Genomic DNA, 26,027 nt, shown 5'->3' on the forward strand with positions numbered 1-26,027 from the left:
AATCTTGCTTACTTATTATCCAAGCGTAGTGGAAGCTAGAGAGTTTCGCTATTTTTAAGTTCTATACGGTACAAAAAATGTTAGGCTTTACGCCTAATTTTTGTATGAGGGATAGGCATTGAATACGCAACTATGGAAAGGCATTATCAACTTTGTAGCACTACAATAAGTACCCTAAACTACCTTGTCCGTACTGTAATCAAGTTGAATTAACCATAGACCAGCAAAGTGTTCAGACACGAAAAATTTCTCAGAACTATGAACGTTCTGCGACTTCCAGACATTATCAAGCGGTCATCCAGAAAAAAGAATCTGAGCTAGAGAAAAGTGAACAGCGACTTAATAAGGTTATTGAGCATAGTCCCTTAATGGGAATACTGTTAGGTATTGGTCAAATTGCTCTAGAAGCATATAGACCTGAATACTACTTTCATAAATTTATAGCTTTCATGTCATGTAATTCATGCGGAGATAGTGTCTCAATTAATGGTTTAGCCCAAGTTGATTTGAGCGATAATTCTAACAGAGCACCATCACCGACACTGTTTAAAGTAGAGCACTTTTCTACTCCCATTCCATTTTTTGAAATTGATAAGCAGGTGCCAGTGAAAGTTCAGCTAGAGCTACTTGGCGCATTTCACCATTTTCATATTGATACGAACTCTTCCGCGAGTAAATTACGCCGTGCTATCGAGCAATTTTGCAAAGAATTAGGTGCTGAAACAGACAATCTGAACAATAACATTCAAGCATTAGCTAAATCATACCCTCTTGAGTCTGAGTTACTTCATACGTTGCGATTGGTCGGTAATGAAGGTACTCATGCTGATGGTGTTAATGAAGATGATTTACTAAAAGCCTTTGAAATATTTAAGGAAGTACTCAGCGTATTTCGCAAGAAAGAAATCCTTGCTGAGCTGAAAAACAGTCAAAAAGTACTCAATGATAAATTTAAGAAAGAAAAGAAAAAAGAAGTGAAGCAAATTGCACCTTAAAAATCTCTTTTAGAAGATCGGTGTTATTACGTTGCCAGTTCTAGGCTTTTAAAAAGGTACTGGCAACATTGATCATCAAGAATTTGCTCTATTTCTCAAGTGGTATTGCTTACCAGTTCATCAACTGCTTCATTTGAATACTCGATACTAGAACACATATAGTTGCCATAAACTTCGATGGGAAAATTTGTATCGTTTTGAAAATCAAAACCTGTAATTTCTTCTATTTTGCTTCGAGCGTTTTGCACAATATGATTGAGGACAAAGTAAACAGGATCGAGATCTTCCCAGTTTTTATATCAGCAATCAGTTCTCGCTTGATCGATAATTTCAAATAGTTCGTTTTCTCTTAAATTAACGTCGTCTCACATTTCACAAATGGCTTTTATATCTAGATAGCCGTAGGGACAAAAGTGGCTTTGTAATTTAGCTACTGTATTTTGCATGTGTATTGGGGTTATATTATGAATATAGGGACACTCAGCTATAAAAAGCAAAGTTCCTAACTTTTTCGGTTTATTTTAAGGTACAAAGATAAATCGGCTTGGCTCAAAGCCTAAACCGACTCTTAATGTTAAAAATAAAATAACTGGCTACCTTGAGACTGTGATTCGTTTAATATCCAGCTTTTTTTAAGTATCGTCCAAAAATATTGGGTAAAGAAGTCTTATCAATTTTACTCAAGGCATCTTCTACTGACATATCTAGTTTTTTAATATCTTTTGAAATAGCAAAAGCTACTGAGCGGTTTATACCATAACTCATAAGTTCCAATATTTTAGGATCATAACTTCCCATTTCAAGCATAGATGGCAAATTCAGTATGTAACTATTCTCCTCACGTTGTTCTTCAGTAAGGAAGTGCGAGACAATATCAGACCAAACCATTAAATATTTAACCGCTATAAAGGTGATATTTCTACTTATATGGTTAGTAATATTCCGCGCTGCTTTATCAACTTGCTTTTCATCGCGAGAGCTTTCACCTATAACTTTATCGATAAAAAAGCGATGCTTCTTACCTTGCATCCAACGATGGCAATCAAGTACAAGCTTTCTTATACCAACGTAATCGTTAAATGACTGATAATTTATCTCATCTTCAATTTCGAAAATATCGTTTAATCGGATAAAGATTGATTCAAACTGCCTGTAATAGCTTTGCTCTTCAAATGCTGCATTTTCATCATTTTCCCCACCCTTATGTATAGGAAGCCTTGAAAACAACCACATATTAAGTCCATTTTTCTCAATATCGGTAAACAGCTTATTTTGAAGTAGTGGATCAATAAAAGGGTTCTTTGATATTAACTCTGAAGGAATGCGTATACCTGAATATATATCCTCTAGCTTTGAGACAAATTTCGTTGATGCTTCTTCAGATATACCTGAACTAGATAATAGTTTATTAAAATGGGCATTATCAGTATGGAAAAGAGACCTCATATAAGAAATATTTTCATGAGCGTCTTTATCTTCAGTGATTTCTTTTAACTCAGTGCGAGAAAGATCAGCTATTTTGTCTAGTACCACTTCGTATTCTTTCAAAAAAATTGAAGACGATGCCTTTACTGTTTTCGCTACCTTGTTTGTGAGTCTATCTTCAGCCCACTCTTCATTTTCAACATCGATACAATAAATTTCTCCAAAAAGCTTAGTATTAGCTCTTCCTGCGCGGCCTATTAAATTGAGGAAATCAAAGTCTTTCATTTCCTGTCTACTCACCTTGGGAGAAATAACTATTAACCTATCAGCTGGCAGATTTACACCTTGGAGTAATGTAGACGTACATACTATGTTTTTAATCGCAGAGCTAGAGTATAGTTCTTCAACTTCTTGTCTCGCAATATCAGGCAAACCTGCGTGATGAAATGCTACACCTAGCCTGAGAGTTCTTATCAATGAATAACTAGGGTGAACCTCATCTTCTAGGAATGATATTAGTTCTTTTATTCGCTCATCTGCGGCATCAATAATGTCAGGATTGTTTGATGCTATTGTTGGTGCAATTTTACTTGCCCATTTTTCTGCACTGCTTTTGTTAGGAGAGTAATAAATATTAAGGTCATTATGATGGAACAAACCAGCAATAAACTCTAGCGCGTCACCTTTATTCGTTTTTATTTTTGAAAAAAGTGACTTTTTTAGTTTGATTTTTCCTTCAATTAAATTTTCGGTCGGACTGATGATTTTATAAGTTACTTCTCTACTTTTTGGGAAAAATGTGAGGGCTGTTTTTAACTGAAAAACAGGAGTAGATAATGTTTGATGGTCTATTAGTGAAATATCACATATTGCTTTTAGACTATTCGACAGTTCATTAATAAATGGTCCAGCCATAACAAACTGAGTACTCTTAAACCTAGAAATCAAAGAGTAAATTATATTTTCAAATTTTGTTCCTCTAGCGCCACTCTCTATATTATGCACTTCATCAATAAATACTAAATCAGGTTGTATTAGTTCTTTATCTTGTAATAGTTTTAAACATCTTTCTGGTGTTAAAACATATACAGATGAAACACCTTCTGATAATTCAATCGGGATATAGGTTGTAAGAACGTGAGCTTTATCTTTGAGTTCTGACTTTAAGTTGCTACTCACCTGATTAATAAGAGCTTTTGTTGGAACAATAAAAATAATATTGCATGATTTTTTACTGATTAATTCATAAATATATTTCTTAATTATGTGAGATTTACCAGCTGAAGTAGGTGCTGAAATTGCTATATTTTTTCCATCAACTAAGGATTCCCACAGTAGTTTTTGAAAACTAGTGAAATATATTTTCGATTCATCTGAAAATGAATGTTCTAGTAAAGCTCTATTTGCAGTTAACTCGTAATTTAAAACTGTTCCATAATCTCCAACATGCTTCTCACCATTAAATAACTTAGGGATATGTTGGCTGGTTATTAAATTTCCTGTTCTTGACTGTAAAACATAACAAGCTCTTTTATATACTTCATTTTCAGGATCACTAAGGTGTAAAAGAGCCCCGTATGAGTTTGCTAGGTTTTTTTCATAATCACCAGCACCTAGTGCTGCAATTGAAGCTAACCAAGTAGCCCTTCTAATCTCTTCATCATTAATGGCATTTAAACTATCTTGCGATGCCATATCTGCTAAAAATAAGTTTTCTAGCAATCTATCTAAAACATTTGCAAAATCTTCATGTTTTGCCGCCTGTAATCCGTTATTTCTCATGTTTTATTTTGCTTTTGTAGGTTTATAATCTATTCCGTGAATTGCTTTGTATAAAGCATTTTTGAATTTAGATACGTTATTCAAAGGAAGTAAAAATACATCAAGGTACACAGCCTTTAGATTCGGGTAGTTATCTAATTGCTCCTCAATTGCTTCCTTAGTTTTATTTGCTCTTTTAGTAAGCCATTTATCGAATAGCTCTTCGGCTTCAGCTTTATTTTTAGCTTTTTCCTCAATTGATTTAATTTTGCTTGATTCAAAAACAAGCAACACCGGATGAGTTTTTATACAATTTTTATACTCTTTTGTTCCTGGTGTAAAAGCTTTATACAAGGCTTCAATTTCATCAAATTCAAAGTTTTCAGATATGTTTGAACGAGCTATGAACAGTTCATGGGATAAGTTATCTGAGCTATAGTTGTCGTGAAATCTATCTAGTGACCCCATAGCATCTACTAAAGCACTTGAGTGTGTTTGATGAATTTTTGATTCACCAATTAGAATTGATAACTCATCTTCATATTCCCCAAAAAATATTCCATCTCCTCCTTTAACTTGGTCATTAGTATTTGTAAGGAGGGACAACTTATGGCAAATCAAAGGGGTCTGTAAAATAGCTTCTGTGAGGATATAGAGTAATAATTCCCCGTACTTACCATCCATGTCTGGATTCGTTTCACCAAAAAAAGACACGGCCTTTCTAAATGGCGTAATTCCTTTTTGGTTCATTTCATTAAGCTGCTTTTGATCATAGACGTAATGTGATATTGACTCCGCAATCGAATCAACTAGAGCTACAGTTTCTTGTTGAGTTCCTGAAAAATCTACAGAGTAATACCTTGTAATGACTTTCCCATCTTGAATTGGGTCATGTTCTTTTAGGTGTTCGCTAATCCACGAGTGCTTACCGTCAACTAAATCTTCCCAATTAATATTTTTTAATTTTTCCATAAAATCTTGTCTTTAAATCTATCCCTACTTTTATTGGGGTAATATATTAATATTCAAGCTAGTTAGTAGCTTAGAGCGTACTTTTATTGCTTTTCAAATTATTCCTAGCCTTTTCTTTATTAAACGCTCCACTGTCATTTACCAGCCCATAAGCTCTGAGTGAATATTGCATTTGAGTTCTATCTTCAACTTTTCCTCATGTGGAAATATGTGCTGCTACAGATAGAGGTTCGTTTGGAGTTCAACTGATCATTTTGTTGTAAAACATGATGATGTTTTCTTTCCATTTAGTTCATCATTGCTCGCTAGGTGTTTCACCGAAAATACCATTGGCAATATCTAGGCGGTCAACAGCAAGGTCAATTCACTCAACCATGAGAGAGTTACTTCTGATTTCTTGGATAAGAGAGTCGGTTAGGTGTTGGTCTATCAGATCAAAGCCAATTGATTTTATAAAACTCAGGATCTGGCGTTTTTCCCTATCCTGTAGTTTAACCATTTCTTTGTTGGCTTTAATTGCTGCGTCAATTCACGTTTTATATCTCTCCATTGCCAGATCAAGCACTCGTTGTAACTCGATCATGGTGTTTGCTAAATTTGATGGCTGTAAATCATTTATAGACTCGATATAAGAAACATCAATTTGATAGCATGAGTGTAGAGTTGATTTGATAGCTTCTAAATTGCTTTGGTGCGCAATAAGGTCTTCGATGTGTTCTTGCACAGTGTCAGTTTTAAGTAATCAAACAGATCTAAGTTTTGGCATGGTTTCCATATAAGTATTTTGATATTCCAATTCAGGTTTATGCAGCTCAGCCAATGGAAAGTTTGATTCGATAAAATAACTATCTCCATCAAGCGATATTTCTCGCAGAGGTGGCTTTTTTTCCATATCAATAGCAATGGTTTCGTTATCTTCACCTTCTGAGATAAAAGAGCTTCATTCTCTTTGAATTTTACTTCCAGACAAAGATAGCAAATAACTGGTTTCTAGTGATTTGCTCATTGAGTACTTTTCTTCAAATTGTCTGATCTTTTCACCAAAGCTTGGGTCTATATCAATTAAAACCGATGAGATTTCTTGAAATATTTGTGACTCAGGGTTATCTGCATCATGTTGTTTAGCTGCCAATAATAGTTTATTTAGCTCATTTGGGTCACTCAGTAACAGCTCTTTAATTTGGGTATAAGCATCAATATTTCCATCTGCGAGTTGTTCAAGCAAACCTATTGTTTTTGTACCTTGTAGCTCTGTATGATCAAGTGTTGAAAACAAATAACTTAACCTTTCAACACAAGCTTCATCGGAATTCGTAACAGCCTCATTCAAAGCTATTTCGTGACTAAGGTCTGTGCCAAATTCTCAGTTAAAAAGATTAATAGATGTTTTATTAGTAGGGAATCAGTTTACTCTTAGGTATGACACTGATTCCCTACTTTGACTCATTGTGAGGAACAATGAGTCAACCGCGCTCATACTTTGTTTTGAGAGCTGTGATGTAAAAATTCAAAAGCCACTAACATGCTCTAGTAAAGATAGTCGTTTCAAGCCGTTTAAACGCAAATGAAAGTTTTCTTTTTCCTGCTGAATATCAAATCACTCTGTAACTTTTAATTCAAAGTGCTGTAAAACCATTTTTCATAGGCTTTGTAAATTAGTTTCTCATAATTGAGAAGCAACTTGCTTTGATAGTTGATGAACCATTTCTGATACATTTTGACTATTCAATTCAGCTTGTGACAGCTGTTCATTCGTGTTTTCCATACTATCTTGGTTAGTGTTTAATAGTGTCTTTCTCTGCTTCATATTCTTTTCCAAACAAAGCTTGATAGAGTTTTAGACTTTTTTTAGCTTCTTCTTCGGTAAGCTCTACACCAAATTTTTCTTTGTATTCCTTTTTAATTCGAAAATGTTTGGCAAGTAAATGAAGTTTTGAATATCGCTCTTTGGGCAATTTTGTAAAAGCGACTGTTGCGTCTGGGTCTGCGGCTTCAATGTCTTTTACGATGGTTGAAAATATGTTGTTCATTGCTAGGGCTTCAGCCATCCCTTCTAATCCCCAGATTTTTTCTTCTTTCGTAAGGTTCAATTGTTCGTAGTGCTTTAGCAATTTGGGTTCAATACCATACATAAACTCAGTAAGAATTTCGTTAAATGTATGCTCTTGGTAATTGATGCCATAGGCTGAAGTTTTGTTTTCTTGTGCGTTTGCGTTTGCGTTTGCGTTTGCGTTTTGCCATACAAATGACAAAACAGTTAGTAATATTGCAGACCACTTCATATCAATCACCTATCAAAATGAGTTATATATAACGTGGCAGTATATAACTCAAAATTTCATGATTTCAAGCATTATTCGTAATGTGAGTTTCAGTCGTGGATGCAAAAGTTGCTTTTGGTATTGTGTTAAAAAAGGTACGCAAAGAAGCAAAGATTTCTCAAGAACAACTGGCACTAGACGCTAATATTGAGAGAGCTCACATATCAAAGCTTGAGCGAGGGTTGTTCCAACCAAGCCTATCGACTATTTTTGCAATTGCTGATGTATTAGGTTGCTCGGCTGGGAGCTTAGTTGATTTGGCAAAGCAAGAATTAGATTCCGCTAAGGCAAAATAAACTTAGAGTTTTGATGCCAAAATCGAAAGTAAGGTTTGAATTTAGTAAAGTCGCTAAGTTTTTCTAACCTTTCAATCACATATTGACGACAGGATTCAAGTTCAAAAACAAAAATTACAGTCGCGTTATTCTTTACTCCAAACTTTTTACTTACTGTTCATTTTGATAAAAAGTAGCAATGCCAAAGTATTTGCTTAATAGCTCGTTTTACATCGCTTCCCATGTGCTGCTCGAATAACACTAATTGAGTAGACGAGGGCGTTTGGTAGCACAGCAGTGCATCTGGAATGATCTGAACGTCTTCAAAGCTAATAGCTGCTTTTGACTGAGAGAGTAATCATTGATGCGAGTTATTGCTTCAACGTTTTTCAAAATAGTAATGAACAAATTTCAGCTTATATTTTTCATAGATTAGTTTTTGTATAAAAGCCATCACGAAATCAACAGTGGCTAGGCGGTGGAAGTAGTCGATTGTGAAGAAACTACTCCTGCTTTTAGGCATTTTTATATCGTCTTCATTATATCAGTGATGCTTCATAAGCCAGTTTTTGCCCTGTTGAGTCAAGCAATACACTGGAGCAAGTGGTCACTTCTTTGGGTGAAAACCAAATTCTAAGGCTCGCAGAGTTGGCCTATTTGCTCGTTTGAGCTTTCGTAGATACCTGTTTATTGTTGAATTACTAAGTTTAGGAAAAAGTCGCTTTAGTTGAACCGAGGTCAAATATTGGAACAAGGCCAAAGCTTCTAAAATTCTTACTTCCATAATTTTTCATTGCATTAGCTTGAATATTTAGGGGTTAAACCTTTTAAATTTATAGTGCTTAGATATTTCTGCGGTTCAAAGCTAAACACATCTTTACGGTAATATTTTGATATTTGTTGTTTGCAAAGCTTTTTGAATTGTTGCAAAGCCATAGAGTGGGAATTCCCGAGGAGCAGCCTAGGTACTTTTATTTTAAATGGTGGGGTGAGATAGGACTTAACGAAGAATTCTCAGTTCCTCAAATTCTCTATGTCTGTGCTGGATATTCCCGTTTCATCTTCTATCGTTTTTCGGCTTTTTCGTTCGTTATTACCAGTGATGATCACTCCAACTGATAACAAAGCTTTTTGTAAGTATCTGTCAGCACATTGCCCGATATACTGGCTTGCCAATATTAGGTAGAGCCTATATTTACGAAGTTGAGTAAGCGCTTTTTCAAAGTCAGGACTCACAAAGTTATGAAATTCATCAATAAATAGATAGGTTGGTGTTCTTTGATAACCACTGATCTTGGCTCGTTTTAAGGCTATGACTTTGAGTAGAGCGACTATGAAACGTCAGTAAATTTGAACGGTTTCACTTCATGCTTCCCCAAGTGGTAATCTAAATATAATGATCTTTCTTTGTTCAATAAGTTGCTCTAAATCGAGTGAGCTACTTCACAGTAAAAGCCTTTGAAATAAGGGATCATTGAGTAATCATTGTAATCTCATTTCAATAGCGTGCTTACTGACATTTAGTGACTTTTCTTGAAATTTATTCTCAAAGAAGTCTCGAATGATTGAGTTGCTGGCCTGTAGCCCTATTTGTACGAGATCTTGGTTTTGCTTGTCGTTCATGAATCGTTTGAGATCTGCCAGTGAGCTATTATTTCTTGAAAGTAGCACCCTAATACATGGGTATAATATAGCGTTCATTTGGCTGGTGGTTGTGGCGTCTTTTAGTAGTGTATTGAGTATTTTTATGATCTCTTGAGCCATTAAGTGTGTGCTTCTCTCATCGTTTAGTGTGAAGTAGAACGGGTTAATGCTCGGAGAGTGAGTGTCGCTCAGCAGCGGATCAATATAGACCAACCTTTGGGATGTTGGGAGTTTTCCAAATTCTTTGAATCTGCTTATTTCTCTCGACATATCTCAATGTGGATCAAGTAAGATGACCGCATTTTTAGTTTTCTTTGATTTTATTTCTGAATAAATAAATTGCTTAATTAATTCACTTTTTCCACAGCCCGTTCTTCAAGTGATGTAGGTGTGTCTTTGCTTGTGAGATAAAGCAATACGCTTGTTTAAGTGATAATGAAAGAACCAGTTTTGAATGTTTCAAATGATTGGGATCATGTAGATATGATTAAGTTTAAAGTGATTTTTAATTCGTTTCCTAACGTGCAGTAATTTTGTTTTTGGCTCGCTAAGAAATAAGCTAAATTGTTTTCAAGTTCTATAACACATTTATAGAGTCTCATTGATTTCAGTGAAAACGGATCATATCAATAATGCTCTTAATTTGTTGTTTATCCAGATTGAACAAATCATAAAATACTTTCGATCGTTCTGGAGCTTGATCGTTTTTTGATTGGTAAACGTCGATCGCAATCGACGTTAAGAATGTTTCTTTTTTCATTCAAAAAAAGTTAAAAAATATATAATTCTGGGACGTCACCAGTTTAAAAATCATACTGAGGCAATGTTAACAAAACATTAATTTTTCAGACTTTTTTCAAAGTTGCCAATGCGACTGATTGCTGAGCCAAGCTTTGATAGCTCTAAAAATTGACAACTGCTAATTTTTGGATCTGATTAATAAAATTACTTCATCAAAAAAGAACATTCTTGTTCAAATTTTTTACTGTTAATTAGTGTCTAAAGAAAATTGGGATTTACATTCTTGCGATGGTTTAATTTCTTCATATAGATACACTACCTTGTCGCTATTTTAAACTCGCGATATAGGTAGATATTAAGCTTCTAACTTAGGTATAGAAACCCACTCTTTTTGAAATAGCATTACAGCAGTAATTACCGCGAGAAATATTTGAAGCAAGACAATTAGAGATTTAAAAAAGCTCATCTTTTCGTTGTATTTTTCAATAGCAAATGAGTGAATACCTATCAGTACTTCAGTATCTTTCATGAACTTAACAAACTTTTTGTTAGGCTCTGATCCTCGGTTTAGTAATGAAAACTCTCCACCAAATAATGACTGAAAGAACTCTATTTGCTTTTTAATCAATTCTGCTGTTTGCTCTTTGATTTGGTTTTCAACCACATACTTAGTCAGGTCATTTTCCATTTGAACTTGATTAATATACTCCTGTTCTACAGATTCTAACCAAGCTAAAGATTCGCCTGCACTCTGAAGGGCTGTTAGAACATCTTTTAAGGCTTCCTCTTTCATATCATAAAAAATGAAATAGTTTAGGTCAGGCACTTCTCCTAATAATGATGCTGAAAAATCCTTGCAGTACATCAAGTTTCTGATGAGCGCACGATAGTGAAAGAAAAGCTTGTTTTTCCTCTTTTTAAACTCTTCATCCATCGTTATTTTACTCCCTTCTCTTAGTTCTACGCCATTTCGCAGATCATTAACCACAATGTACTCAAGCTCTTTTACAGCTTGCTCTTTCATGAGATTAAAACTGGCAAGATTTGAGGGGGAATTACTTTTTGCTTTTGGTTCTACCATTGGCATGATCCAACTTGTTAGAACTACTTGCAGTAAGCTAAGAATAATAATTATTCCTGCATATTTTGTATTTTCGTTGCTTAAAACAAGCTGTACTTTCCCAACGCTTTCATTTGATGTATTTAACACTTTGCTTATCTCCATATTACTAATGCATTTATATATGGAGATAAAAAACTGTATATTAAACCAGTATCTATTGTTTTTTTATTTTATCCAAATAATCAGCCCATTCCTGCATCATTTTTCTACGTTGAGCCAAGTGAATTGAGCGATTATATGCCCTTGTTGTTGCGCTACCTATAAGGTGAGCAAGTTGTGTTTCTATAACTTCGTGGTGCCAGCCTCGCTCATGTAATAGCGTTGATGCTGAACTTCTGAATCCATGTGCGGTCATCACATCTGCACTATACCCTAAATCGCGTAAACGGTTAGTCATGACATTTTTACTCATTGGTTTGCTACCATCTCTGTGATTTGGGAACACATACTCGGAGTAGCCTGTGATACTTTGTATTTCTCTCAACTGTGCAATGACTTGTTGAGCCAATGGTACGAGATGCTCCCTATCTCTTTTCATTTCTTCAGCAGGGATTCGAATAAGTTTCTCATCAAAATCAACATACTCCCATTTTAAGCTACGTATTTCGTTTGGCCTTAAAAATATACGAGGAATAAGCTTTAAAGCTTCTGAGGTACAATAAGAGCCTGATTGAGTGTTATCTATGGCATAGATTAACTTACCAAGTTCTGTTGGTTTTACGATGGCAGAATGAGAGCGCACCTTGGGTAACGGTTTAATAATATCACTCAGAGGTAAGCCTTGAGCGGGATTCGTTCTGGTAAGTCTATGAGCGAGTGCATAGCCAAAAATTCTATTTATGATAGACAAAATTGTTGGCGCTTTTTTGGGAGTTCCCGCCGCTTCGAGCTTTAGCATTAGTTCAGTAATATGGCCTGTATCAATTTCTTCTACTGCTAGCTTACCGAGGCTTTTCATTTCATTATCTATCCACCGTTTTATTCTGGCGGCATGATCTTCACTCCACGTTTCCTTTTGATGTTCCCACCATTTTAGAGCTACTTTGTTAAATGCTCGCTCTGGAGTATTTTTAACACGTTTATTTTCTCTCCTTTCATCCATAGGATTTATACCCTGAGCTAAAAGCAATCTCGCCTTTTCTGCCATTTCACGAGCTTTTTTTAGGGGTATCGCGGGGTATTTTCCAAGAGCCATTTCTTGATGCTTATCGGCATACTTAAAACGAAATCTCCATAGTTTCGAATCATTTATTTTTACAAGTAAATACAACCCTTTAGAATCATAATACTTCACTTGTTTTTTGTCTTCTGGACAGGAAAGATTTAATAGTTCGTTTGCTAATAGTGCCACTTCATTACTCCTCAATGGGGTATAAATTGGGGTATCACTATAAATAAAGGTAAGGTTTTGAAGTTAAGCAAGGAACGATACCCCACTTTATACCCTCAAAAAAATGAAACAACATGAACAAGAGTGAAACAAATTGAATTGTTAAGGCATTAAAAAAGCCCGTAAAACATTGCTTTACGGGCTTTCTGAAACAGGATGTGTTTCAGTGAAATGGTCAGCTGATGATTACATCATGCCTGGCATTCCGCCCATACCACCCATACCGCCCATATCAGGCATCGCAGGAGCAGCTGCATCTTTTTGCGGCGCGTCAGTGACCATAGCTTCAGTCGTTAGCATTAAGCCTGCAACAGAAGCAGCGAATTGTAATGCAGAGCGCGTTACTTTCGCAGGATCTAAGATACCCATTTCTAACATGTCGCCGTATGAACCGTTGCCAGCGTTGTAACCGAAGTTACCTTCGCCGTTGCGTACTTCGTTAAGTACGACTGACGCTTCATCACCACAGTTAGCAACGATTTGACGTAATGGTGATTCCATTGCGCGAACCGCTACATTGATACCGTGGTTTTGGTCTTCGTTGTCGCCTTTAACATCTTTGATCTTGTCAGCAACACGTACTAGCGCAACACCACCACCTGCAACTACACCTTCTTCAACTGCAGCGCGAGTTGCGTGAAGTGCGTCGTCAACGCGGTCTTTCTTCTCTTTCATTTCAACTTCAGTTGCAGCACCCACTTTGATCACTGCTACACCGCCAGCTAGTTTTGCTAGGCGCTCTTGAAGTTTTTCTTTGTCGTAGTCAGACGTTGTTTCTTCGATTTGACCGCGAATTTGGGCAACACGACCTTGGATGTCAGCTTCTTCGCCGATACCGTCGATAATCGTTGTGTTGTCTTTCGAGATCACAACTTTCTTCGCTTGACCTAGGTCTTCTAGAGTCGCTTTCTCAAGCTCCATACCGATTTCTTCAGAAATTACAGTACCAGCTGTTAAGATTGCGATGTCTTGCAGCATAGCTTTACGGCGATCACCAAAACCAGGTGCTTTAACCGCTGCTACTTTAACGATGCCGCGCATGTTGTTCACAACTAATGTTGCTAACGCTTCACCTTCAACATCTTCAGCGATGATAAGTAGTGGCTTACCTGCTTTGGCAACGCCTTCTAGCGTTGTTAGCAATTCACGGATGTTTGATACTTTCTTATCCACTAATAAAATGAATGGGTTTTCTAATTCAACCGCACCACTTTCTTGGTTGTTGATGAAGTAAGGCGATAGGTAACCGCGATCGAATTGCATACCTTCAACCACGTCTAGTTCGTTTTCTAACGATTGACCTTCTTCAACCGTGATAACGCCTTCAGTGCCTACTTTGTCCATTGCTGTGGCAATGATTTCACCAACGCTAGTGTCAGCGTTTGCAGAAATAGTACCTACTTGCTCAATAGCTTTGTTATCAGCACATGGTGTAGAAATCGCTTTTAACTCTTCTACAGCTGCAGCAACCGCTTTGTCGATACCGCGCTTTAGATCCATTGGGTTCATGCCCGCAGCGATTGACTTTAAGCCTTCGTTAACGATTGATTGTGCAAGTACTGTTGCAGTTGTTGTACCGTCACCAGCTTCGTCATTTGCTTTAGACGCTACTTCTTTGACCATTTGAGCGCCCATGTTCTCGAACTTGTCTTCAAGTTCGATCTCTTTTGCCACAGAAACACCATCTTTAGTGATTGATGGGCCGCCAAATGACTTGTCTAATACTACGTTACGGCCCTTTGGACCTAAGGTAACTTTTACCGCATCCGCTAAAACGTTAACACCGTTAAGCATCTTAGCGCGAGCGTCATTACCGAATAATACGTCTTTTGCCATGATTTTTATTCCTATCTTTTATCGTCTTATCGCCCTTGGTTGCTGCATGTTGTGCTACAGCAGATATGGCAATAGTTTATTCACCGCTAATACTGCATGTTGTGCTACAGCATGCGCGGCAATAATTCGTCAACTTTGCTCGTTATTCTACGATGGCTAAGATGTCGCCCTCGCTCAGAATAAGTACTTCTTCGCCGTCGATTTTTTCAGTTTTTACGCCGTAACCTTCGCTAAAGATAACTTGGTCGCCAACTTTAACGTCTAAGGCACGTACTTCACCGTTTTCAAGAATGCGGCCGTTGCCAACTGCAACAACTTCACCGCGCGTTGATTTTTCAGCAGCGCTACCCGTTAATACGATACCGCCAGCAGATTTTGACTCTACTTCTTTACGTTTGATGATTACGCGATCGTGTAATGGACGAATGCTCATGAATGTTCTCTCCTGAGAATAGTGTTTATGTAAATTTTTGAACGATATACTCGTGCCACTTCAAAGTGTTTGTTTCAGTTGGTATTAAAAACGATTTAGGCAAGGCATTCATTGCAAATAATGGTTATTCCCTTGTTAAAATTAATAACGAAGCATAAATCGTTTTTAAACCAACCCTTCTCTACTATCTAAAATGAGGGCGCTTCACAGGAGTTCAATCTCTGCGTTGCAACTTATTGAAAGGGAAAACCATTCCTGCAAGCTGCGCCTTGATATTGAACTCCTGTGAAGACGCTGAAATCAAACATCTTGAGGTGGCACGAGTATAAATAGGGCCGTATTTTGCCAATACAACCCTGATAATTAAATTTTTTAGTCCTTGCGCTCAAACTCGCCTTCAATGGTATTACCTTGCTCGACATGACCCGTTTTAGTTCGCGCTTTGTCAAAAGGATCCGTGTGTTGCTCAAAGCCCTGTTGCTGACCTGATGACTGCCCAGAGCCCTGCTGATAGCTAGAGCCGTGCTCATAGGTAGAACGCTGCTGATAGGTAAAACTTGCACCACCCATACCATGCATGCCTTGTACAGTCTGCGTTGCCAAGTGCTGCTGCACACTCGCCACTAACCCACTGCGTACTTGTGGAATAAGCAATGATAACCCAAAGGCGTCAGTCACAAAGCCTGGGGTGACTAACAGCACACCAGCTACCAGTAATAACAAACCGGCAACAATTTCTTGTGATGGCTCTTCGCCCACCGCCATTTTAGTTTGTAAGTTTTGAATGGTCGCGATTCCTTGTGCTTTAACATTCTTTGCCCCAAGCCATGCAGTAATGACCACAATCGCCACCGTTGGCCATGCGCCAATCAGCGAGCCCACTTGCATTAACACCGCAATTTCTATAATCGGAACCACAATAAATAAAAAGAATAAAACGCGAAACATAAGTCCACCTGCAAACTTTATTGAAACTTATATGAGGGTAGTCGGGTCATTTTCAACCACACGATACGCTTACTAGCTGCATTGCGAGGTTATTCATGACCTATAACGGTGCATTATTGGCCTAAACATGGTAAAAATAGCCCACTATTTTTGCCCGTGCTAATTGCTGAAAAGTCATGTATCAAGTCGTATTGTGTAATTGCCCAAGCCGAATGGTTGCCGAGCAAATCGCAGAGCAACTCGTCACAGAGCAACTCGCTGCTTGTGTCAACCTGATGCCTGGTATCACTTCTGTGTATCAATGGCAGGGCAAAATTGAAAAAGAGGATGAAGTGCTGCTGTTCATCAAAACATCAGCAGAGATCTTTGACGAGTTATCGGCTCGTATCGAAGCGCTTCACCCATACGAGGTACCGGAAGTTATTGCCCTAGATATCCAGCAAGGCAATAGCGCATATTTAGACTGGATTGCAGGTTCGTTAAAGTAGTTTATGAAACAGTTCGCTTTACTCTTATTGACATGGTTTGTGCTTTCACTAGCGCCAATTGATACACATGCACAAGACAGTATTTTTGACACCTCAGCGTCTAGCTTATTCAGCAACGACAATGAATTCTTAAAAGTTGACGAAGCCTTTGTTTTTGATTTTCACCAAAACAAAGACAAGTTACTCGTTAGCTTTAACGTTAAAGAAGGCTACTACCTATACCGCCACCAATTTCGCTTTACCAGCGAGGGGGCAACGCTCGCGGAAGCTGAGTTACCTGCTGGTAAAGAGCATGAAGATGAATTCTTTGGCGTTCAACAAATTTTTAATAAAGACGTAGAATTTACGCTGCCAATTATTGAAGCGGCCGACGGTTCAAGTGTCACCATTCGCTACCAAGGCTGTGCGGAAAAAGGCCTTTGCTACCCACCAACCACTAAAACGGTTGATTTAAATGCGGTAAAAGCGAGCGACACCAACAATGTATTAGCGGCGTTAAACGCGACACCAAACAGTGCCGAGACAACGCCAAAAGCTAACACAGAAACGGCTGTAGCAGGCAGCAGCGAGCAGTTTGAATTATTATCACTGTTGCAAAATGAAAGCTTGCTAGTGACTTTAATCGCCTTCTTTACTGGTGGTTTATTATTGTCATTCACTCCTTGTGTTTTCCCTATGTACCCAATTTTAACGGGTATTATTGTTGGACAAGGCGATAACTTATCAACGAAACGCGCCTTTAGCCTCTCGTTTTTCTATGTGCAAGGTATGGCCATTACTTACACGATTTTAGGTGTCGTGGTAGCGCTTGCCGGTGCCCAATTCCAAGCCATGTTCCAACACCCTGCGGTACTAATCGTCTTGAGTGTGCTGTTCGTATTCTTGGCGCTTTCGATGTTTGGCATGTTTAACCTAGCACTACCGGCAAGCTGGCAGAACAAGCTAAACGAAATGAGCAACAAGCAAGAAGGTGGCTCATACACAGGCGTAACGTCAATGGGCGCAATCTCAGGTTTAGTGGCTTCACCTTGTACCACAGCCCCATTAACTGGCGCATTAATCTACATCTCGCAAACTGGCGATATTGTCTTGGGTGCAGCTGCGCTATACGCGCTAAGTATTGGCATGGGCTTACCATTGTTAGTACTGGGTAGTTCTGGTGGTAAATTACTACCGAAAGCTGGTGCTTGGATGAACATCATCAAGAACATCTTTGGTATATTGCTATTAGCTGTGCCTATTTTCTTACTAGAGCGCTTCTTACCAGTAAGTATCTCTGGTGCACTATGGTCGTTACTTATTCTAGGTGCCGCTACTTACTTCTACGTAGCGAATCAAAATACCAATAAAAACTTCTGGTATGGTGCGCGTAGCTTAGTGATTTTCCTAGCGCTATTTGTCGGTGCAAACCAGCTATACAAACAAGTGTTCCCACAACCGGCCGTTGCTGCCAGCAGCCATGAGTCTGATGTTAAACACTTTGTGCGCATAGCCAATCTTGCAGAATTAGAAACGACGATTGCTCAGGCGAATCAGCGCGGTGAAACAGTCATGCTAGATTTATACGCTGACTGGTGTATCGCCTGTAAAGAGTTTGAAGAATACACCTTCCCGAAACCGGAAGTACAGAAAGCACTGTCAGATACCTTACTGGTACAAATTGACTTAACCGACACTGGTTCACAAAGCTCGGTCGAGCTGATGGAACACTTTGATGTCTTCGGCTTACCTTCGATTCTGTTCTTTGATAAGCAAGGTAATGAAGTTGGTAACAAACGTGTAACTGGCTTTATGGGCGCACCAGAATTTGCTGCCCACGTAAATGCTACATTTGAGTAGTCACACCAATTTCAATAGTTCAAACGGTTAAAACAAAACGCCGAGTTAGCAATAACTCGGCGTTTTTTGTTAGCGTCAAAGTAAAAGGCTCAATGGCGACGGGCTATACCTGCCGCGCTATTTCTGCCAATTTATACCTGCCACTGAATGGGCGTTTTACCTTGGCTCACCAACAACTGGTTAGCTTGCGAGAAATGGCGGCAACCGAAAAAACCTCGATGCGCCGATAACGGTGATGGGTGCGGCGCTTTGAGCACATGGTGCTTGTTACCATCAATCGTTTTTCCTTTCTTCTGGGCATGCGATCCCCACAGCAAAAATACAATGCCTTGGCCACTGTCACTTAGCGTTTGAATGACACGATCAGTAAACTGCTCCCACCCTAAATGCTTGTGCGAGTGAGCTTGCCCAGCTTCGACCGTCAGCACAGTATTAAGCAGCAGTACCCCCTGCTCAGCCCAAGGCTGCAAATAGCCATGACTAGGGATCTCAAAACCATCAATATCGGTGGCGAGCTCTTTGTACATATTCACTAAAGACGGTGGCGGCTTGATACCCGGCTTCACTGAAAAGCATAGGCCATGTGCTTGATCAGGCCCGTGGTAAGGGTCTTGCCCCAAAATCACCACTTTTATCTCATCAAATGCCGGGGTGCGAAAGGCATTAAACACTTCGTCTTTGGGCGGATAAACAGTTACCCCTTGAGCACGGCGCTGCTGCACGTAAGCTAAAGTGTCTTGAAAATAAGGCTGCTGTTTTTCTGCAGCAAGAAGGTCAGTCCACGTCGTCATTGTCTATTTCTTTTTGATTAGTAGCGGTTGAGCGTTAGTGTTGTTTGGCTTGGGTTTTCCAAAAACCATCGACGACTTTATCAGCAATAAAGTGCTGAAGTTCAGCTTCCGGTACGGGTTTTGAAAAATAATAGCCCTGAATAATATCACAGTCGTTCATGGTTAAACTACGCAACTGAGCGCCACTCTCAACGCCCTCTGCCACGACGGTAAGCCCCAAATTTTTCACCATGGCAATGGTCGACATAATGATTTGGTAATCCGAGTGATTTTCCAACATACCGAAAATAAAGCTTTTGTCGATTTTTATCACATCAACAGGCATTTTCTTGAGGTAAGCAAGTGACGAGTAGCCAGTACCAAAATCGTCGATGGCAAAGCTGAAACCAATCTGTTTTAGGCTATTCATCACTTTGATTGCCTTGTCGATGTCAGACACTAAGGTCTGCTCGGTTAATTCCAGCTCGAAGTGTTTAGCTGATAAATTAAAGCGCCGCATTAACTGGCGTAAGTAGTCAATTAAATGAGGATCTAAGAATTGCATCGCCGACAGGTTAATCGCTATGCGCACGTCAACTAACCCTTGTTCTAAAAACTCACTCATCAGCTCAAAGCAACGACGCATCACCCAATAGCCTAACTCAATCATGTATTCCGAGTTTTCCAGAATTGGAATAAACTCGTCGGGTGGAATCATGCCTTGTTCAGGATGATGCCAGCGTAGTAGCGCTTCAAAACCAATGAGTCTCTTATCTTTCGCGCTTAGTTGAGGTTGCAGGCTCAAGCTAAACTGCTGTTTGAGGAGTGCTTGGCGAACTTCACCTTCAAGCTCGACACGCTGTGCGACACGGGTGAACATTTCCGGTTGATAAATGTGATATCGAGAGCCGCCACTTTTTTTCGCTTCATACATGGCAATATCGGCAAAGCTCACCAAGTCATCGGCACGCAGCGCTTCGTTATCACTGTAGACGATACCAATACTGGTAGAGACATAAAACACGCCTGAGCCGACTTTGATTGGCTGCTTAAAGCGAGTGAGAATTTGTTGTGCTGTTGCTATCGCTTCGTCAATCGACGATATTTGCGGTAAGACGATCACAAATTCATCACCGCCAAATCGACACGCTAAATCAACCGTATCAATACTGGTGCGAATGCGATTCGCGGCCTCTTCCAGCAAGCGATCCCCTTCGCCATGACCATGGCTGTCGTTCACTTTTTTAAAGTCGTCTAAATCGAGGAATAACACACCAATGCCATCATCACGGCGGCGCAAACTGGCGACCAGTTTGTGTAATTGCAAATTAAGCATGTTGCGGTTGGGCAGGCCCGTCAGCAAATCATACATGGCAATGTTCTCTAGCTCTTTCGTTTTCTGTTCAATTTCCAGATTAAGCTGCTCTAATTCAAAACTTAACTCTTGCGCAGCGTTGGCCAGAATATCGAGCTCATCAACAAAAAAGCTGCGGCGTTTAAGCGGCACTTTGCGAAATTCATTGAACTCTCGACGCGCCAACATCGGGAGCGCATTGGCAAGGTTGATTAAGCGGCGGGCAAATGGGCTAGTCACGAAAAATACTAGCATGGCAAGGGTGATAAAAATAAACAGTTCAGTGACTAAAAAATAGTTTCGGTAACTTTCATTTTTCTCTTTAAACACACTGACATCATCAATCAATACCAAGAAGTATTCGCGCGACGAGGTAGTTGCCAAAGGCATAAAATTCAACAAGAAATGGTTGTCAGCCTGGCTTAATTGAATACCTTCGTCCATGACCTGCGCTAGCGATAGCTGCTCAGGCCGCTGTGCAAATATTTTTTTCAGTAAGGCCTGATTAGATGCCGAAATAAAAGAGACTTGCTGCAATGATAAGGTTTGTCCCGAAGGCACGCTAATGACTGCAACATTGCTGTCCAAACTCTGGTGCAGCGAGAAAATCACGTCAATCAACGAAGCTGACATAGTAACCACGGCAATTTTCCCCTGCTCATTAATCACTGGTACGCTGGTATAAAGCTGACAATCGCGATCGCAGAGAATTGAACTCAACGGCTCTTGCACATTTAAGACTTCAATCGCGTGCTCTCGTACCAATCTGGGGGTTGTTTCTGAAGACAGCCACAAGGTTTGTAAGTTTTCATCAATTAACCAGAGGTTTTCCACGTTAAGGTGTAACTGAAGGGCGTAAAACTGCTCGGCAACTGCTTCGCTTAACGGGTTAAAAGTCGGCTGTTCATTGACACCGACAATATCCGAAAATGACTCAACCCAAATACGGATTTGGTTATCAAGGCGCGACTTTTCAACACTGAATTGGGCACTGCCTAGATTTAATTTGTCTCGTTGAAATTGGGTAAACTCATGCTCTAAGCGCCACAACGACAGACTGGAAAAGCCAGCGCTCATCAAGAGCAAAGTGCCAACAATGAGGCACAGTAACTTTAATGGTACGCTGACAAAAGTGCGATTCATGTTAAAACCAGTACATCAGTTGAGCGGCCCATAACTGCCAATACTTGTTGTCGTTGATCTGTGTATTGGGCACAACAACGGGCGTCAGCCGCGCGGTCCCTTCAACCCAGTGATGTTCCAACTGTAACTCCAAATGGTTGGCAATCTGGATAGACATCCCCACGACATTATCGTGTTGGAAACCAAAATAATTGGGCACTTGCCCATGGGTGGTCGCCATCAAGTTGTTACCTTTTCGGTCGTCCTTATTCGCATAAAATCGCTCAAAACGCGCCAATAATTTAGTGCTGTTTGTCAGCTGGTAACGCGCTTGCAGGAAAAAACCTTGGCCGATATTGTCTTGTTGGAAATCTGAGGTATAAAAGCCTTCAAGTAAGAAGCGCTCCTGCATTGCCTCGCCGCTAAACTCCCAAAGCTCTCCCTCATAACGGCCATTGACGAGATAACGCTGTAAAACAATCGTTGCATCGAGAAAATTGTCTGTTCTACCCATGTTATAAGCAAATTCACTGTCTAACGCTGAAATGCCAAACCGCCATTGACTCGCTTGCGGTTGCCAAAAGATGCTAGCTTGATGATCACGCTCGTGGCTCATGCGCCCCATCGCAAGTTCACTGAGAATAATTTCGGTTTGTTTATCCGAAATACTCGACGTGCCATAACTGAAATTAAAGTCAAATTCGCCCCACTGCTCGTTGTTGCGCTTGTACGCAATGGCAAGGCCATCGCCACCCACGGCAATATCGCGAAAACCATCAAAGTAAATGCCTTGGGGGAGCACGATAGAAGGCCGAGTCATCGGCACATCACGAGTACTTGAGTAGAGCCAGTGATGGTTTTTATATCGTCCCAAATAAATATTGAGTTGGCTTTGCGGTGTTTGGAAAACCGACCAGTCTAACAAGGCGTAATCGATTCTAGCGCCTTCAGCAAGGCGATTACCGGCATTTAAATAAACTGCTTGCCCGGCAAGCCTGATTTGCTCGTTGACTTGATACGATGCGTTAATCCCTATTTCTGTCAGCTCTAGCGACGTATTACCATCATCGTTGACATAATCGCTCCCTTGCGACTTAGCGACTCCCTGAGCGATAAAGCCATGTACTTGCCAATCTCGCTCGGCAGCATTAGCGTCAGTACTCGCTAGCGCAACACATAACCATATCAGTGCTTTGGCACTAGCCACTGATTTTAATAACATTTATTCCTCCTTGATGTGCCACTCCCTCACCATAACCAATTGCACCAGGAGTATTTCTGACTTCTTCCAGTAGTGTTGCGTGATCTTTAACGACAATCGGGGCACTGCCGACGCCGGAGAAAATCATTTTGTTCCAAATTCGGTCGAGTTGATACGGAAATATCTTTAGGATCTCTTTTGAAAAGCGCTGGTGTAACGGGTCACTACTTGCCAAGACAAACACAATAATGGGCTGCCCGTTGGGCCACCGGGTAATGCGTTTAGAAAATATTCTTCTCAGCTCAAGTTTCGACAGCTGAGTAGTCGAAGCCGATGGATGGACAACGGCAGAAACCTCCGCGGCGAGTGAGGGAGCTGAACATAAAGCAAGGAAAATAACGAGGAGAATGAGCTTGTTAATAACAACGTCCTTGTGTACTTCACTATGTTAACGAGCACAGCGCTATGGCTACAGTTTATTGCCACACAATTAGTTGAACAGAAACAAATAGATGCGAGCAATTAAGTTATTGTAGTTAATTTACTCAAACTCGCAAAGCATTTTACATACTTCAGTGATTAGACCAGTATTTTGCTGCCAAATTCGTCGAAATCACTATAATGTGTCGAAAATTAAATTTTAAGGTGATTTTTTGCGCAACACGGTTCTCATCTTAAATCTTTTGTGACAACATCAATAGTTAATAACATTTTTCACGCAAAATTGATAAAGATGACTGCAAAATTCAACATTCTGGTACTTAACGGCCCCAATTTAAACATGCTTGGCAAGCGTGAACCAGAGGTTTACGGTCGCGAAACGCTGGCCGAAATCATGACGAATTTAACTCAAGCGGCTGAGCAAAAAGGCATTACCTTAACGCACTTTCAACATAATTCAGAAGGTGCACTGATTGATAAAATTCATCAATCTTTTGAAAAAATTGATTTTATTATTTTCAACCCAGCAGCCTATACCCATACCAGTATCGCGCTGCGTGACGCACTGTTATCAGTAAGCATTCCATTTATTGAAGTGCATTTATCAAACGTACATCAGCGCGAACCTTTCAGGCATCACTCTTACTTTTCAGATGTCGCGGTTGGCGTTATTTGCGGTTTAGGTAGTCATGGTTATTTTTGTGCACTCGATAGTGCACATCAGCAATTAGTAAATTTAGCACTCGCGTAAGTTACGCGCAGCGCCGAGCATAAATAAGAATCCACACGCGACAACAAGGTGTAAACATGGATATTAGAAAAATCAAAAAACTGATCGAACTCGTTGAAGAATCAGGTATTAACGAAATTGAAATTTCTGAAGGCGAAGAGTCTATTCGCATTAACAAAGGCGGCACTATGGTGGCTGCACCTGTTATGCAAGCTGCGCCAATGGCGGCACCAGCACCAGTAGCACCTGCTGCTGCACCCGCAGCGCCTGCAGAGGCAGCAAGTGCACCAGCGGCACTTTCAGGCCACATTGTACGTTCACCTATGGTGGGTACTTTCTACGCTTCACCATCACCTGACGCACCATCATTTGTTGAAGTAGGTCAACACGTTAACGCTGGCGATACTTTATGTATTGTTGAAGCGATGAAGATGATGAACCAAATCGAAGCAGACAAGTCTGGTGTCATTAAAGAGATCTTAGCGCAAAACGAAGACGCTATTGAATTTGACCAACCGCTATTCATCATTGAATAAGCCCAACCATTAAGGGTAATTTCATGTTAGAAAAAGTAGTTATCGCCAACCGAGGAGAAATTGCATTGCGCATTCTGCGCGCGTGTAAAGAACTCGGTATTAAAACGGTAGCGGTGCACTCAACAGCGGATCGCAATCTTAAACACGTACTGCTGGCCGACGAAACCATTTGTATTGGTAAGCCACCAGCGACAGAAAGTTACTTAGACATTCCAAGTATTATTACCGCAGCAGAAGTCACTAATGCCGTGGCAATTCACCCAGGTTATGGCTTCTTAGCTGAAAATGCCGACTTTGCCGAGCAAGTTGAGCAATCAGGCTTCACTTTTATTGGTCCAAAAGCAGAAAGTATTCGCATTATGGGTGATAAAGTCGCTGCAATTCGCGCGATGAAAGCTGCTGGCGTACCTTGTGTACCTGGCTCTGATGGCCCATTAACTGACGACAACGAAGCCAACCTTGCTCACGGTAAGCGCATTGGCTACCCAGTGATCATCAAAGCCTCTGGTGGTGGCGGTGGTCGTGGTATGCGCGTGGTACGCGAAGAGTCAGAGCTATTAGAAGCGATTCAGCTTACCAAAACGGAAGCACGCCAAGCGTTCAACAACGATATGGTTTACATGGAAAAATTCCTAGAAAACCCTCGTCACGTTGAAATCCAAGTCATCGCCGACGGCCAAGGTAATGCCATTCACTTAGGTGAGCGTGATTGCTCGATGCAGCGTCGTCACCAGAAAGTCGTGGAAGAAGCACCAGCGCCGGGCATTACCCCGGAAATGCGCGCCAAAATTGGTGAGCGTTGCTGTAATGCTTGTATCGAAATTGATTACCGCGGTGCGGGCACGTTCGAATTCCTATACGAAAACGGTGAGTTCTACTTTATTGAAATGAACACCCGTATTCAGGTAGAGCACCCTGTGACTGAGATGATCACAGGTGTTGATTTGATCAAAGAGCAACTGCGTGTTGCTGCGGGTCAACCGCTGTCGTACACGCAAGAAGACATTAAAATTGCCGGTCACGCCATTGAGTGTCGTATCAATGCCGAAGACCCACGCACGTTTATTCCTTCACCGGGTAAAATCACTCGCTTCCACCCACCAGGTGGCTTAGGTGTGCGCTGGGATTCTCACATTTATGCCGACTACTCAGTGCCACCGCACTATGATTCAATGGTAGGTAAGTTGATCACTTATGGTGATAATCGTGCCGTGGCGATTGCTCGTATGCGCAATGCGTTAAACGAGCTAGTAGTTGATGGTATTAAAACCAACATCGCCCTTCACCAAGATATTTTAAGTGATGAAGGCTTTGTTAACGGTGGTGCGAATATTCACTACCTAGAGAAAAAACTCGCTGAGCAAGAATAGCGCTTAATTATCCGTTATTTGCTCAACAAAAACGCTAACTTAGGTTAGCGTTTTTTATATTCGAAATATTTCGTATACTGCCTGCTCACTAAAGATAAGTGCTAAAAATGTCTGAGATAACCACAGTGCAACCTTTACAAGATCAACGAGAAAAGCCAAATCCGCCTGCGGATGACGATTGCTGTGGCGGCGGTGCTTGTTGCCCCTGTGTGTGGGATGACTACTACGAGAGACTGCAAAAGTGGCGCATTCAGCAAGCAAAAATCAGAGAGCAACACGGCGAAGCCTAAGCTCTTCTCTGCCTTGAATCGC

Annotated in this window: 22 protein-coding genes; 8 read left to right on the forward strand and 14 right to left on the reverse strand. The window is 40.2% G+C overall.

Annotated elements, in window-relative coordinates:
• Positions 1–368 precede the first annotated feature (368 nt).
• The gene (locus DXX93_RS18755; RefSeq protein WP_116009437.1) at positions 369–995 is read left to right on the forward strand and encodes a DUF4145 domain-containing protein; all 627 of its coding nucleotides are present in this window, start codon (positions 369–371) and stop codon (positions 993–995) included.
• A 615-nt stretch (positions 996–1,610) separates the two neighbouring features.
• Here the strand turns inward: DXX93_RS18755 and DXX93_RS18760 are convergent.
• The 4 genes from DXX93_RS18760 to DXX93_RS18780 form a co-directional block, all read right to left on the reverse strand.
• On the reverse strand, positions 1,611–4,202 hold the full coding sequence (locus DXX93_RS18760; RefSeq protein ID WP_116009438.1) for a DEAD/DEAH box helicase: 2,592 nt from the start codon (positions 4,200–4,202) through the stop codon (positions 1,611–1,613).
• Positions 4,203–4,205: 3 nt separating this feature from the next.
• On the reverse strand, positions 4,206–5,153 hold the full coding sequence (locus DXX93_RS18765; protein ID WP_116009439.1) for a HamA C-terminal domain-containing protein: 948 nt from the start codon (positions 5,151–5,153) through the stop codon (positions 4,206–4,208).
• 940 nt (positions 5,154–6,093) lie between these two features.
• Positions 6,094–6,483, reverse strand: a complete 390-nt coding sequence (locus DXX93_RS18775; protein WP_116009441.1) for a hypothetical protein — start codon at positions 6,481–6,483, stop codon at positions 6,094–6,096.
• Between the two features lie 445 nt (positions 6,484–6,928).
• Positions 6,929–7,435, reverse strand: coding sequence for a hypothetical protein (locus DXX93_RS18780; protein WP_116009442.1), 507 nt, complete (start codon positions 7,433–7,435; stop codon positions 6,929–6,931).
• 95 nt (positions 7,436–7,530) lie between these two features.
• On the opposite strand from DXX93_RS18780, the gene DXX93_RS18785 reads away from it, so the two are divergent.
• Positions 7,531–7,770 (forward strand): helix-turn-helix domain-containing protein, encoded by a 240-nt coding sequence (locus tag DXX93_RS18785; protein ID WP_116009443.1) that lies wholly within the window; start codon positions 7,531–7,533, stop codon positions 7,768–7,770.
• Positions 7,771–8,763: 993 nt separating this feature from the next.
• Here the strand turns inward: DXX93_RS18785 and DXX93_RS21220 are convergent.
• The 6 genes from DXX93_RS21220 to DXX93_RS18820 form a co-directional block, all read right to left on the reverse strand.
• Positions 8,764–9,084: a TraM recognition domain-containing protein gene (locus tag DXX93_RS21220; RefSeq protein WP_116009444.1), complete on the reverse strand. Its 321-nt coding sequence runs from the start codon at positions 9,082–9,084 to the stop codon at positions 8,764–8,766.
• A gap of 1,405 nt (positions 9,085–10,489) precedes the next feature.
• A complete protein-coding gene (locus DXX93_RS18800; protein ID WP_147302722.1) occupies positions 10,490–11,344 on the reverse strand; it encodes a hypothetical protein in 855 nt (284 codons plus the stop codon).
• Between the two features lie 67 nt (positions 11,345–11,411).
• Positions 11,412–12,608 (reverse strand): tyrosine-type recombinase/integrase, encoded by a 1,197-nt coding sequence (locus tag DXX93_RS18805; protein WP_116009447.1) that lies wholly within the window; start codon positions 12,606–12,608, stop codon positions 11,412–11,414.
• Positions 12,609–12,833: 225 nt separating this feature from the next.
• Positions 12,834–14,486 carry a chaperonin GroEL gene (gene groL, locus DXX93_RS18810; RefSeq protein ID WP_116009448.1) on the reverse strand — a complete coding sequence of 551 codons (1,653 nt, stop codon included), beginning with the start codon at positions 14,484–14,486 and terminating at the stop codon, positions 12,834–12,836.
• A 139-nt stretch (positions 14,487–14,625) separates the two neighbouring features.
• Positions 14,626–14,916, reverse strand: a complete 291-nt coding sequence (locus tag DXX93_RS18815; RefSeq protein ID WP_116001882.1) for a co-chaperone GroES — start codon at positions 14,914–14,916, stop codon at positions 14,626–14,628.
• 372 nt (positions 14,917–15,288) lie between these two features.
• Positions 15,289–15,864: an FxsA family protein gene (locus DXX93_RS18820; RefSeq protein WP_116009449.1), complete on the reverse strand. Its 576-nt coding sequence runs from the start codon at positions 15,862–15,864 to the stop codon at positions 15,289–15,291.
• A gap of 176 nt (positions 15,865–16,040) precedes the next feature.
• Here DXX93_RS18820 and cutA point away from each other — a divergent pair, with 176 nt between their 5' ends.
• Both cutA and DXX93_RS18830 read left to right on the forward strand, forming a co-directional pair.
• On the forward strand, positions 16,041–16,352 hold the full coding sequence (gene cutA, locus DXX93_RS18825) for a divalent-cation tolerance protein CutA (protein WP_116009450.1): 312 nt from the start codon (positions 16,041–16,043) through the stop codon (positions 16,350–16,352).
• A gap of 3 nt (positions 16,353–16,355) precedes the next feature.
• The gene (locus DXX93_RS18830) at positions 16,356–18,191 is read left to right on the forward strand and encodes a protein-disulfide reductase DsbD (protein WP_116009451.1); all 1,836 of its coding nucleotides are present in this window, start codon (positions 16,356–16,358) and stop codon (positions 18,189–18,191) included.
• Positions 18,192–18,322: 131 nt separating this feature from the next.
• Here the strand turns inward: DXX93_RS18830 and ung are convergent, their stop codons facing one another.
• Genes ung through DXX93_RS20830 form a run of 4 tightly spaced genes read right to left on the reverse strand, consistent with a single transcriptional unit; the run spans position 18,323 to position 22,786 of the window.
• A complete protein-coding gene (gene ung / locus DXX93_RS18835; RefSeq protein ID WP_116009452.1) occupies positions 18,323–18,982 on the reverse strand; it encodes a uracil-DNA glycosylase in 660 nt (219 codons plus the stop codon).
• A gap of 34 nt (positions 18,983–19,016) precedes the next feature.
• Positions 19,017–21,458, reverse strand: a complete 2,442-nt coding sequence (locus tag DXX93_RS18840) for a bifunctional diguanylate cyclase/phosphodiesterase (RefSeq protein ID WP_116009453.1) — start codon at positions 21,456–21,458, stop codon at positions 19,017–19,019.
• A 1-nt stretch (position 21,459) separates the two neighbouring features.
• Positions 21,460–22,659: a hypothetical protein gene (locus DXX93_RS18845; protein ID WP_116009454.1), complete on the reverse strand. Its 1,200-nt coding sequence runs from the start codon at positions 22,657–22,659 to the stop codon at positions 21,460–21,462.
• Positions 22,637–22,786: a hypothetical protein gene (locus DXX93_RS20830; protein WP_181902271.1), complete on the reverse strand. Its 150-nt coding sequence runs from the start codon at positions 22,784–22,786 to the stop codon at positions 22,637–22,639. The genes DXX93_RS18845 and DXX93_RS20830 overlap by 23 nt, the downstream gene beginning before the upstream one ends.
• A gap of 585 nt (positions 22,787–23,371) precedes the next feature.
• Between DXX93_RS20830 and aroQ the strand changes: the two genes are divergently transcribed.
• The 4 genes from aroQ to DXX93_RS18870 all read left to right on the forward strand — a co-directional run bounded on the left by aroQ (position 23,372) and on the right by DXX93_RS18870 (position 26,005).
• On the forward strand, positions 23,372–23,830 hold the full coding sequence (aroQ, locus tag DXX93_RS18855) for a type II 3-dehydroquinate dehydratase (protein ID WP_116009456.1): 459 nt from the start codon (positions 23,372–23,374) through the stop codon (positions 23,828–23,830).
• Between the two features lie 56 nt (positions 23,831–23,886).
• Positions 23,887–24,345 (forward strand): acetyl-CoA carboxylase biotin carboxyl carrier protein, encoded by a 459-nt coding sequence (accB, locus tag DXX93_RS18860; protein ID WP_116009457.1) that lies wholly within the window; start codon positions 23,887–23,889, stop codon positions 24,343–24,345.
• Positions 24,346–24,368: 23 nt separating this feature from the next.
• Entirely contained in the window at positions 24,369–25,715 is a 1,347-nt protein-coding gene (accC, locus tag DXX93_RS18865; protein WP_116009458.1) for an acetyl-CoA carboxylase biotin carboxylase subunit, read from the forward strand.
• A gap of 107 nt (positions 25,716–25,822) precedes the next feature.
• Positions 25,823–26,005: an oxidoreductase-like domain-containing protein gene (locus tag DXX93_RS18870; protein WP_116009459.1), complete on the forward strand. Its 183-nt coding sequence runs from the start codon at positions 25,823–25,825 to the stop codon at positions 26,003–26,005.
• Positions 26,006–26,027 lie beyond the last annotated feature (22 nt).

Origin of the sequence: Thalassotalea euphylliae (genome assembly GCF_003390335.1) — a bacterium.
In the GTDB taxonomy this organism is placed as follows: Bacteria; Pseudomonadota; Gammaproteobacteria; order Enterobacterales; family Alteromonadaceae; genus Thalassotalea_F; species Thalassotalea_F euphylliae_B.

Bases quoted from the DNA above. Each gene is read 5' to 3' on its own strand.
- DXX93_RS18755 (WP_116009437.1), top strand. From the start codon at position 369: ATGGGAATACTGTTAGGTATTGGTCAAATTGCTCTAGAAGCATATAGA.
- DXX93_RS18760 (WP_116009438.1), bottom strand. From the start codon at position 4,202: ATGAGAAATAACGGATTACAGGCGGCAAAACATGAAGATTTTGCAAAT.
- DXX93_RS18765 (WP_116009439.1), bottom strand. From the start codon at position 5,153: ATGGAAAAATTAAAAAATATTAATTGGGAAGATTTAGTTGACGGTAAG.
- DXX93_RS18780 (WP_116009442.1), bottom strand. From the start codon at position 7,435: ATGAAGTGGTCTGCAATATTACTAACTGTTTTGTCATTTGTATGGCAA.
- DXX93_RS18815 (WP_116001882.1), bottom strand. From the start codon at position 14,916: ATGAGCATTCGTCCATTACACGATCGCGTAATCATCAAACGTAAAGAA.
- DXX93_RS18820 (WP_116009449.1), bottom strand. From the start codon at position 15,864: ATGTTTCGCGTTTTATTCTTTTTATTTATTGTGGTTCCGATTATAGAA.
- cutA (WP_116009450.1), top strand. From the start codon at position 16,041: ATGTATCAAGTCGTATTGTGTAATTGCCCAAGCCGAATGGTTGCCGAG.
- DXX93_RS18830 (WP_116009451.1), top strand. From the start codon at position 16,356: ATGAAACAGTTCGCTTTACTCTTATTGACATGGTTTGTGCTTTCACTA.
- ung (WP_116009452.1), bottom strand. From the start codon at position 18,982: ATGACGACGTGGACTGACCTTCTTGCTGCAGAAAAACAGCAGCCTTAT.
- DXX93_RS18840 (WP_116009453.1), bottom strand. From the start codon at position 21,458: ATGAATCGCACTTTTGTCAGCGTACCATTAAAGTTACTGTGCCTCATT.
- DXX93_RS18845 (WP_116009454.1), bottom strand. From the start codon at position 22,659: ATGTTATTAAAATCAGTGGCTAGTGCCAAAGCACTGATATGGTTATGT.
- DXX93_RS20830 (WP_181902271.1), bottom strand. From the start codon at position 22,786: ATGATTTTCTCCGGCGTCGGCAGTGCCCCGATTGTCGTTAAAGATCAC.
- aroQ (WP_116009456.1), top strand. From the start codon at position 23,372: ATGACTGCAAAATTCAACATTCTGGTACTTAACGGCCCCAATTTAAAC.
- accB (WP_116009457.1), top strand. From the start codon at position 23,887: ATGGATATTAGAAAAATCAAAAAACTGATCGAACTCGTTGAAGAATCA.
- accC (WP_116009458.1), top strand. From the start codon at position 24,369: ATGTTAGAAAAAGTAGTTATCGCCAACCGAGGAGAAATTGCATTGCGC.
- DXX93_RS18870 (WP_116009459.1), top strand. From the start codon at position 25,823: ATGTCTGAGATAACCACAGTGCAACCTTTACAAGATCAACGAGAAAAG.